This window comes from Pseudomonas sp. R19M (assembly GCF_050312585.1).
GTDB classification, from domain to species: Bacteria; Pseudomonadota; Gammaproteobacteria; order Pseudomonadales; family Pseudomonadaceae; genus Aquipseudomonas; species Aquipseudomonas palleroniana.
Window position 1 is genome coordinate 1 of the sequence record NZ_JBNPJV010000099.1, and the last position, 9598, is coordinate 9598.

Below are 9598 nucleotides of genomic sequence, written 5' to 3' on the forward strand. Positions count from 1 at the left end.
CACCGATATCGGGAGCAAGCCCCCTCCCACAGCGACAGCGTTAAGCCTTGACTGACTGGCATTAGGGTTATGCACGCCCAGACATTGAATGAAGATCTTCTGGCGTTCCTGAACCGTTGAAACACCGTCTCCTTATTTGGCCGGGCTTACCCTGATACCAGTCAGTCAAGCGATAGAACGGACGATGAATAACTTGTGGGAGGGGGCTTGCTCCCGATGAGGGTGTGCCAGTCAGCAGTTCATCGACTGACCCACCGCTATCGGGAGCAAGCCCCCTCCCACAGTGACAGCGTTAAGCCTTGACTGACTGGCATTAGGGCTTGCCCGGCCCTTTTTTATTCAGGACCTTTTTATTCACGCCCAATGCCGACCCAACGCCAAACGGCCCGGCCCACTGATCAGCACGCTGGTGAAGATGATCAGCAGCAACCAGCCGAACTGCCCCTCGAACAGCGTCCACTCAGGATGCACCACCAACATCGCAATCAGCAGCACAGCCAGGATCGGCAAGCACGCCAGGCGGGTCAGCACCCCGGCGATGATCAGCAACGGGCACAGCACCTCGGCGAAGATCGCCAACAGCAAGGTGAGGTTGGCGCCCAAGTGAAAAGGATCCTCGATCAATTTCAGCTGCGCGCTGTAGTCCAGCAACTTCGGCAAACCATGGACCCACAGCAGGAACAACGCCCCGCTGACGCGCAAAAACAGCAGCCCGATGTCCTGATGTCTTGATTCGTTCATACGCACCTCGTGTCTAGGGAAACCAGGACGATTGTCTTGCAGCCACCGCCCATTGGCTTGCAGCCATGTGCTCACATGAAAGGGTTCCGATTGAATCAACGGCCGCGTAAGGTAGTCCCACTTCATAGGTCCACGACTACAGGAATCGCACGATGTCCCTGCCTCAAGACATGACGTTGATTGAAATCACCAGCCCTGGCGCCCCCGAGGTGCTCAAGCCACGTTCGGCACCGGTGCCCGCCCCGGCCGCCGGCGAAATCCTGATCCGCGTGCATGCCGCCGGGGTCAACCGCCCCGACGCCCTGCAACGCGCCGGCAAGTACCCGATGAAACCTGGCATGAGCCCGATTCCTGGCCTTGAAGTGGCGGGTGAGGTGGTGGCGCTGGGCGACGGCGTGACGACCTACGCCCTGGGCGACAAGGTGTGCGCGCTGACCAATGGCGGCGGCTACGCGCAATATTGCAGCGTGCCTGCCAGCCAGGCGTTGCCGGTCCCCGACGGCATGGACTGGATTCATGCCGCCGCCATCCCGGAAACCTTCTTCACGGTGTGGGCCAACCTGTTCGGCCTGGGCGGTGCGCACAAGGGCCAGCGTGCCTTGATCCACGGCGGCACCAGCGGCATCGGCACCACCGCGTTGATGCTGTGTCGCGAATTCGGCATCCAGGCCTTTGCCACCGCCGGCAGCGCCGACAAATGCGCCGCCATCACCCAGCTGGGAGCCGAGGCGATCAATTATCGCGAGCAGGATTTCGCTCAGGTCATCGCCGAAAAAACCGGCGGCCAAGGGGTGAATGTGGTGCTCGACATCATGGGCGCCTCTTACCTCAACAACAACCTCAAGGCCCTGGCGATGGACGGCCGCCTGGTGATGCTGGGCTTCCTCGGCGGCGGCAAGGCCAATGACGTCGACCTGCTGACCATCCTGGCCAAGCGCGCCAACATCACCGGCTCGCTGCTGCGCCCGCGCACCCGCGAAGAGAAAGCCGCGATTGCCGAGCAGTTGCGCGAACACGTCTGGCCGGCGCTGTCAGCGGGACGTTGCGTGCCGATGATCGACCAGGTGTTCGATTACACCGAGGCCGCCCAAGCCCATGCGCGGATGGAAGGTGGCGACCATATTGGCAAGATCGTGTTGCGGGTCGCCTGACTATTCGGCGTAGGCCGGGTAATCGGTGTACCCCGCCTGCGTCCCGCCATACAAGCCTTCAGCCCGCAGCGGATTCAGCGGCCAGCCGTTGAAGATCCGCTGCGGCAGGTCCGGGTTGGCAATGAACGGACGTCCGAACGCGATCAGGTCCGCCAGGCCCGCTTCGACCAGCCGTGCGCCGCGTTCAGCGGTGTAGCGACCGGCGTAAATGATGCGGCCGCTGAAGGTGCTGCGCACGGCTTCACGGAAGGTGTCGGGCAGGTCCGGCGCGTTGTCCCAATCCGCCTCGGCGATTGATACATAGGCAACCCCCGACGCCTCCAGCACCTTGATCGCTTCGATGTAGGTGTGATGCGGATCGTCTTCCACCAGGCCGATATACACCCGCTCCTGCTGCGTGCCACTGAACAGCGGCGAGAAACGCACACCGAGGCGCTGCGGCCCGACCACGGCACTCACGGCCTCGACGATTTCCCGCAGGAAACGCAAGCGATTGTGCAGCGAGCCACCGTACTCGTCGTCACGCTGGTTGGCATGGGCGGAGATAAACTGATTGACCAGGTAACCATTGGCGGCGTGGATCTCCACCCCATCGAAGCCCGCATCCAGGGCATTGCGGGCGGCCTGGGCGTAATGCCCCACCAGTTCCTCGATTTCCAACACGCTCAACGCGCGTGGTACGGGCGGTTGCACCAGCTCCCCCGTGCCCGGCCCGGTGGCAATAAAGGCTTTCGCTTGTTGGGCAGCGATGGCGGACGGCGCAACCGGAGCGGCGCCATCCGGTTGCAGCGCGTTATGCGAGACGCGGCCGACGTGCCACAACTGCGCAAAGATCACCGCGCCTTCGGCATGGACCGCGTCGGTGACGGTGCGCCAGCCGTCGATCTGCGCCGGGGTGTAGATACCCGGCGTCCACGCATAGCCCTGGCCTCTGGGCTCGATCTGCGTACCCTCGCTGATCATGAAACCGGCGCTGGCGCGCTGGCGGTAATACTCGGCCATCAGCGCGGTGGCGATGTCGCCGGGTTGTGCGCTGCGTTGGCGCGTCAAGGGTGGCAGCACGATGCGGTTGTTCAAGGTGTGGTTGCCCAACTTGATCGGGGCATTTAAAACACTGTGGATCATCAGCAAGATTCCAGATTCAGCACGAACGAAAGCCTTGGCGACCCTTGAGGGTCGCCAATTCAATAGAGAGGTTGAGTGAGTTAAGCGGTGAGTTTCAGCAGGGCCTTGGCCGCATCACTGGAGCTGGCCGGGTTCTGCCCGGTGACCAGCAAACCGTCCTGGAGCACAAAAGACTGCCAGTCGGCGCCTTTTTCATAGTGGCCACCGAGGGCCTTGAAATCATCTTCAACCAGAAACGGCACCACGTCGGTCAGGCCCACGGCCGCCTCTTCCGAATTGGAGAAACCGGTCACTCGGCGGCCCTTGACCAGCGGCTCGCCGCTCACCGCCTTGACGTGGCGCAGCGCGCCCGGCGCGTGGCAGACAAAACCGATGGGCTTGCCGGCGCGTTCGAACGACTCGATCAGTGCGATGGACGTCGGCGACTCAGCCAGATCCCACAGCGGGCCATGGCCGCCGGGGTAGAACACCGTGTCGAAGTCTGCGGCCTTGACCGTGTCCAGGCGTAGGGTGCTGGCCAGGGCTTGTTGCGCTGCCGGGTCCGCCGCAAAACGGCGCGTCTGCTCGGTTTGCGCATCCGGTTGATCGCTCACCGGGTCCAGCGGCGGCTGGCCACCGGCCGGGGATGCCAGTACCACCTCGGCACCGGCGTCTTTGAATACGTAATAGGGTGCAGCAAACTCTTCAAGCCAGAAGCCGGTTTTCTTGCCGGTATCGCCAAGCTGGTCGTGAGAGGTCAGTACCATCAATACTTTCATCGTTCAGTGCCTCGGGATGTCTGTGGGTTGAAGCTTATGAGCCGGGTGGTTGCCGCACAACGTCATATCCGCAAGGTTTTCGGACATGCCACAGTGGCAGTTGCCGTTTGCCCGCCATCCACCGACAATCCCTCGCCCCTGCCCCTGGAGAAACACGATGCATAGCGTCGCGCTGCTGGTTTACCCGAACTTCCAATCCCTGAGCCTCAGCCTGGCCTCGGTGTTCGAGTGTGCAAACCTGCTCCAGGGCGAGCCGGTCTATGAGTTCCATCTGGTGTCGGAGCATGGCGGTGCCGTGATGACGTCCCAGGGCTTTTCGGTCAATACCACGCCGATGCGGCCGCAGGGCTATGACACGTTGATCGTCAGCGGTTATCTGGAGTTCCAATTACCCGAGGCCAACTTGCCGGCCCTGGTCAAGAGCGCCTCCGCGCAGTCGCGACGGATCGCTTCGCTGTGCATGGGCATCTTCGTGCTGGCCGAAGCCGGGCTGCTCGACGACAAGCGCGCCGCCACCCACTGGATTCACGCCCCAGCCTTCCGTAAGCGCTACCCCCACATCCACCTGGAAGAAGACAAGCTGTTTGTCGTCGATGGTCAAGTGTGGACCGGCGCCGGCATGAGTGCCGGCGTGGACCTGGCGCTGGCCATGGTCGAAAACGACCTGGGCAGCGACCTGGCCCGGCGTATCGCACGCAAATTGGTGATCGCCCAGCGCCGTGGCAGCGAGCAGTCGCAATTGTCGGCACTGCTGGAACTGGACCCCAAGTCCGACCGCGTGCAACTGGCCCTGGCCTATGCCCGCGAGAACCTGACCCATGACTTGTCCGTGGAAGCCCTGGCCGATGTGGCGCGGCTCAGCCCACGCCAGTTCAGCCGGGTGTTTCGTGAAGAAACCGGGCAAACCCCGGCCAAGGCCATCGAGTCCCTGCGGGTGGAGGCGGCCCGGGCCTTGATGGAAACCAGCCGTCACCCGGTCGAAGTGGTGGCCCGCGAAACCGGCTTCGGGGATCGCGAGCGCATGCGCCAGGCGTTCCTGCGCGCGTTCGGGCAACCGCCGCAGGCGATGCAGCAGCTGCTGTTCGCAACACACTCGGGCAGCACCCGCGCCTGATCGCCGGGCATCTCGACGCTCAACCCTGCTGTCAGTGCAGCGCTGCCCGTGTGATCAGGTAACTCACCAACTGCGGTTCATCGTCCAGCTCGAGGGTTTGCACCGGGCGCGGCAGGTTATCCAGCACATTGCGCCAGAACGCCTGGGCCACTTCGTCCTGGTCATAGAAACGCAGCAGCCAATTGGCCTCGCCGCTGCACAGCACCTGGGTGGCGATGGCGCGGCCGATGCCTTTGCGGCGATAGCGCTTGAGGATGAACAGGTCGGCCAGTTCCAGGGCGTCGATGCCCGGCAACTCGCTGCCTTCGATCAGCAGGAAGCCGGCGATGTAGCCATCGACCAACAACAGGTTGGCGCTCCACTGCGGGTCTTGCCAGTAACGGGCCAGATGTTCGTCGTGGATGTAGAAACGGCCGTCCGCTTCGACATCTTCCTGCTCCCAGTCCGAGGACTCGTAGGCGTAGTACTGGTAGAGATTGCGGATCAGCTCGGCTTCGTCGGGGCCGGTCTGGATCAGTTCGACGGTGGTTTCAGGCATGGGGCTCTCAGTGAAAAAACACAGGGCGCCATTGTTCACAAAACCCGCAGGCAGGCCAATACATTGTCCAACCTTTCTGTTGGCTGAACCGATTGCGTATTTATCCAGCCCCGGCCAAAATCCTGAAACATTTAGAATAAACTTTGCCAATTACCCCGCCCTTTATTCAAGGACACCTATCTTGACAAACGTTTGTACCGCTGGCCTTGACGTAGGTTTTGCCTCCCTGGACTACCTGCAGATCTTCATCCTGGGCGTGATCCAGGGCATTACCGAACTCTTGCCGGTGTCGTCCACCGCCCACATGCGTGTGGTGCCGGCACTGCTCGGCTGGCAAGACCCCGGCTCGGCGTTTTCCGCTGCGATGCAGTTGGCGGCCCTGGCGGCGGTGGTCAGTTACTTCTGGCGCGATGTACGCCAGGTCACCACCGGCAGCATCAGCGCGGTGCGCCGCGGTGACTACAACGACCGCTGGTTCAAGTTGGCCGTGGCGATTGTGCTGGCAACCATTCCGATCGGCATCGCCGGCCTGGCGCTGTCTTCCACGCTGAACGCCTGCAACTCGCCGTTGCGTGGCTTGATGGTGATCGGCATTTCCTGCGTGGTCATGGCCGTGTTGCTGGCGGTGGCCGAGGTGCGGGCTCGCCATACCCGGGAAGTGAGCGAAATGCGCCTGCGTGACGCCTTGATCGTGGGTATTGCGCAGATCGGCGCGTTGATCCCAGGCGTATCGCGTTCGGGCTCGACCCTGACCGCCGCGCTGTTTCTCAACTTCAAGCGTGAAGAAGCCGCACGCTTTTCCTTCCTGCTGGGCCTGCCGGCCATTGCGCTGGCCGGTTTGAAGGAACTGTGGGTGCTGCTGCACGCCGAGATGCCGGCCCATGCCTGGTCGCATTTGCTCTTCGGGCTGGTGGTTGCCAGCGTGTCGGCGTTCTTTGCGATCTGGGGCCTGATGAAGTTCCTGGAGCGGTTCTCCACCTGGCCGTTCGTGATCTACCGCGCGCTGTTGGGGGTTTTCCTGATTGTGGCGGTCAGCACGGGGTTGTTGGGCTAAGACCGGGTTCGCGGTCGGCCAGCTCCTCGAGCAGGTCGGCCGACGGCACAAAAAACAGGCTCCCGGTGACCGCCGTGCTGAAGTCCAGCAAGCGGTCATAGTTGCCGACCGGACGGCCGACGAACATGTTTTCCAGCATCTGCTCCAGCGGCTGCGGCGAACGCGCATAGCCGATGAAGTAGGTGCCGAACTCCCCGGCGCCGGGGCGGCCGAAAGGCATGTTGTCGCGCAGGATTTTCACTTCTTCGCCGTTTTCGTCGGTGATCACCGTCAACGCGCTGTGGGAGTTGGTCGGCTTGGTCTCGTCATCCAACTCAATGTCCGCCAACTTGGTGCGCCCGATCACCTTTTCCTGGGCCTCCACCGTCAGGCCGTTCCAGGCCGCCATGTTGTGCAGGTATTTCTGCACCAGCACGTAGCTGCCACCGCTGAAACCCGGGTCTTCGTCGCCGACGAGGGCGAACGCCTCGGCTTTGCGCCCCACCGGGTTCTCGGTGCCGTCGACAAACCCGATGATGCTGCGCATATCGAAGTAACGGAAACCCTGGACCTCATCCACGACTTTCACGCTGTCGCCCAAGGCCGCCATCAACTGGGTGGCCAGCTCGAAGCACAGGTCCATCTGATCGGCGCGGATGTGCAGGAGAATATCCCCTGGCGTGGCCACCGCCTTGCGCCCTTCTACACCGAACTCGCGAAACGGATGCAATGCCGCCGGGCGCGGCGCGCCGAACAGTCGGTCCCACGCCTGGGAGCCAAACCCGCACACACAGGTAAGGTTGCCCGAGGGTACGCGCTTGCCCACCGAACGCACCAGGCCGGCGATATCGGCGCACCAGGCGCGCACGCTGTCGACGTTACCGGGTGCGAGGGTGGCGACCATGAAAATCGCGCTGCTGGTGATCGGGTGGCAAACAGACTGCGGCTCCAGGGGCGGCCGTACCGGGCAGGTTTTCATGATGAGGTTCCACAGGCTAAAGGAGGTTTGAATTCGCGCAGATTAGCAGTTCATATCCGACAGATCAGTCAAGATCACTCGCCGCATGCCGTTCAAGCACACCCTCATCGGCCGAAGTCCGATTCACCCGCCGCCCGCGCTGCACCGCCGGCCGTGCCTCGATCGCCTCGGCCCAGCGCAGCACATGCTTGTACTCATGCACCGACAAAAACTGCGCCGCGCCATATAGACGCCCTTTCACCAACCCGCCGTACCAGGGCCAGATCGCAATATCGGCAATGGTGTACTCATCCCCGGCAATGTATTGGCTCACCGCCAAACGCTGGTCCAATACATCGAGCTGGCGCTTGGTCTCCATGGCAAAGCGGTTAATGGGGTATTCCATCTTGCTCGGCGCATACGCATAAAAATGCCCAAAACCACCGCCCAGATAGGGTGCGCTGCCCATCTGCCAGAACAACCACGATAAACACTCGGCATGCGCGGCCGGCTCGGTCGGCAAGAACGCGCCAAACTTCTGCGCCAGGTACTGCAGGATCGCCCCCGACTCAAACACCCGAATCGGCGTATCGCCGCTGTGGTCCATCAAGGCCGGGATCTTGGAGTTCGGGTTGACCGCCACAAAGCCGCTGCCGAACTGATCGCCGTCGCCGATCTTGATCAGCCAGGCGTCGTATTCCGCGCCTGTGTGCCCCAGGGCCAACAGTTCTTCGAGCAGGATGGTGACCTTCTGCCCGTTCGGCGTGGCCAGGGAATATAGCTGCAACGGGTGCTTGCCGACCGGCAGCGCTTTCTCGTGAGTCGCGCCGGCAATCGGCCGGTTGATACTGGCGAAGGTGCCACCACTTTCGCTGTCCCAGGTCCATACTTCAGGCGGTACGTAATCGGTCATGCTGAGTGCTCCAGAGGCGCTTTCGATCAACGAAGCGCTCCAGACTAAACCAAAGGTTGATGGTTGGTCACGCAGTGGATGCCACCCCCGCCCGCCGCGATCGCGTCGATATTGAGCTGCACCACGGTGCGCTTCGGATACAGCCGCGACAACAGCTCCAAGGCCCTGCGATCCGCTACCGGGTCGCCAAATTCAGGCGCAATCACCGCGCCATTGATCACGAAATAATTGATGTAACCGGCCGCGAAGTCGGCGTTGCCTCGGCTGAATTTGCTTTTACGCGGGTTCAGCGGCGGCGACACGGTGTGTACCTGCAACGGGCGGCCATCGGCGTCGGTGGCGCTGTTGAGAATTGCCAGGTGCGCCAGGGTGACCTTGTGATCGTAGGACTCAGGGTCGGTGTCGAGGTTGGCGAGCACCACGCCGGGCGACACGAAGCGTGCATAGAAGTCGACGTGAGCGTCGGTGATGTCCTTGCCCTTGATGCCCGGCAACCAGATGATCTTGCGCAGGCCCAGCCGCTCCTTGAGTTCGGCTTCGACGTCGGCCTTGCTCCAATCGGGGTTACGGTTACGGTTGATCCAACTGCTCTCGGTCATGATTGCAGTGCCCAGGCCATCCACCTCGATCCCACCACCCTCACCCACCAGCTCGCTGCGGATATGGCGGGCAGCGGTGACTTCGGCAACCTGCCCGGCCAGCATTGCGTCTTCGGCGTGCTGTTGCTTGTTGCCCCAGCCGTTGAAGTTGAAGTCCACCGCGCCCTGGCCACCCGCACCGTCGACGACGAAATTGGCACCGGTGTCGCGCATCCAGATATCGTCCAACTCGGTTTCTACAAAGGTGATGTTGCGCGTACCACAGTGCTGCTCGGCCAGCCCGCGCTCGTCTTCACGGCAAAACACCGTGACCGGCTCGTACACGGCAATCGCCCGGGCAATACGGCCCAGCGCCGCTTGCACGTCGGCGGTGAAGTCTTCCCAGATCGCATCCTGGGCGCCAAAGGCGATAAACGCCTGGCGATGCGTTTCACCCTCGTCGGGCATATAGAACTGGCCCTTTACGGCGGCGCTTACATAAGGGGTGAGCAACGTCATGGCGCAGACCACACTGGCGTGTTTGAGGAAGGTTCGACGGGTTGGCATATCAGTCTCTGAGTACGGCATTGAATTAACGGGGCCTTGTAGTGAGCGGGCTTGCCCCGCGCTGGGGGGCGAAGCCGCCCTAAACCCAGGCACCTCGGTCTTCCTGAAACACCTCGGCGTCC

General features: G+C 62.3%; 10 protein-coding genes. 3 read left to right on the forward strand and 7 right to left on the reverse strand.

The window, feature by feature from the left end:
- Window positions 1-354: 354 nt before the first annotated feature.
- Entirely contained in the window at window positions 355-741 is a 387-nt protein-coding gene (locus tag ACQRBT_RS25390; RefSeq protein WP_104993335.1) for a DoxX family protein, read from the reverse strand.
- 152 nt (window positions 742-893) lie between these two features.
- Between ACQRBT_RS25390 and ACQRBT_RS25395 the strand changes: the two genes are divergently transcribed.
- Window positions 894-1892 carry an NAD(P)H-quinone oxidoreductase gene (locus ACQRBT_RS25395; protein ID WP_060755398.1) on the forward strand — a complete coding sequence of 333 codons (999 nt, stop codon included), beginning with the start codon at window positions 894-896 and terminating at the stop codon, window positions 1890-1892.
- On the opposite strand, the gene ACQRBT_RS25400 is transcribed toward ACQRBT_RS25395, so the two are convergent.
- Together ACQRBT_RS25400 and ACQRBT_RS25405 are read right to left on the reverse strand one after the other, a co-directional pair.
- The gene (locus ACQRBT_RS25400) at window positions 1893-3017 is read right to left on the reverse strand and encodes an alkene reductase (RefSeq protein ID WP_104993333.1); all 1125 of its coding nucleotides are present in this window, start codon (window positions 3015-3017) and stop codon (window positions 1893-1895) included.
- 80 nt (window positions 3018-3097) lie between these two features.
- Window positions 3098-3775, reverse strand: a complete 678-nt coding sequence (locus ACQRBT_RS25405) for a type 1 glutamine amidotransferase domain-containing protein (RefSeq protein WP_412046891.1) — start codon at window positions 3773-3775, stop codon at window positions 3098-3100.
- A 157-nt stretch (window positions 3776-3932) separates the two neighbouring features.
- Here ACQRBT_RS25405 and ACQRBT_RS25410 point away from each other — a divergent pair, with 157 nt between their 5' ends.
- Window positions 3933-4889, forward strand: a complete 957-nt coding sequence (locus tag ACQRBT_RS25410) for a GlxA family transcriptional regulator (RefSeq protein ID WP_104993331.1) — start codon at window positions 3933-3935, stop codon at window positions 4887-4889.
- Window positions 4890-4920: 31 nt separating this feature from the next.
- Here ACQRBT_RS25410 and ACQRBT_RS25415 read toward each other — a convergent pair whose 3' ends face one another.
- Window positions 4921-5427 (reverse strand): GNAT family N-acetyltransferase, encoded by a 507-nt coding sequence (locus tag ACQRBT_RS25415; protein WP_060755402.1) that lies wholly within the window; start codon window positions 5425-5427, stop codon window positions 4921-4923.
- A gap of 181 nt (window positions 5428-5608) precedes the next feature.
- On the opposite strand from ACQRBT_RS25415, the gene ACQRBT_RS25420 reads away from it, so the two are divergent.
- The gene (locus tag ACQRBT_RS25420) at window positions 5609-6481 is read left to right on the forward strand and encodes an undecaprenyl-diphosphate phosphatase (RefSeq protein WP_090371838.1); all 873 of its coding nucleotides are present in this window, start codon (window positions 5609-5611) and stop codon (window positions 6479-6481) included.
- Here ACQRBT_RS25420 and ACQRBT_RS25425 read toward each other — a convergent pair.
- From ACQRBT_RS25425 to ACQRBT_RS25435, 3 genes are all read right to left on the reverse strand, one after another.
- The gene (locus tag ACQRBT_RS25425) at window positions 6459-7439 is read right to left on the reverse strand and encodes a Dyp-type peroxidase (RefSeq protein WP_412046892.1); all 981 of its coding nucleotides are present in this window, start codon (window positions 7437-7439) and stop codon (window positions 6459-6461) included. The two genes, ACQRBT_RS25420 and ACQRBT_RS25425, sit on opposite strands and share 23 nt — an antisense overlap.
- A 64-nt stretch (window positions 7440-7503) precedes the next feature.
- A complete protein-coding gene (gene yghU, locus ACQRBT_RS25430; RefSeq protein WP_104993330.1) occupies window positions 7504-8331 on the reverse strand; it encodes a glutathione-dependent disulfide-bond oxidoreductase in 828 nt (275 codons plus the stop codon).
- Window positions 8332-8375: 44 nt separating this feature from the next.
- The gene (locus tag ACQRBT_RS25435; RefSeq protein ID WP_104993329.1) at window positions 8376-9476 is read right to left on the reverse strand and encodes an agmatine deiminase family protein; all 1101 of its coding nucleotides are present in this window, start codon (window positions 9474-9476) and stop codon (window positions 8376-8378) included.
- Between the last annotated feature and the right edge of the window lie 122 nt (window positions 9477-9598).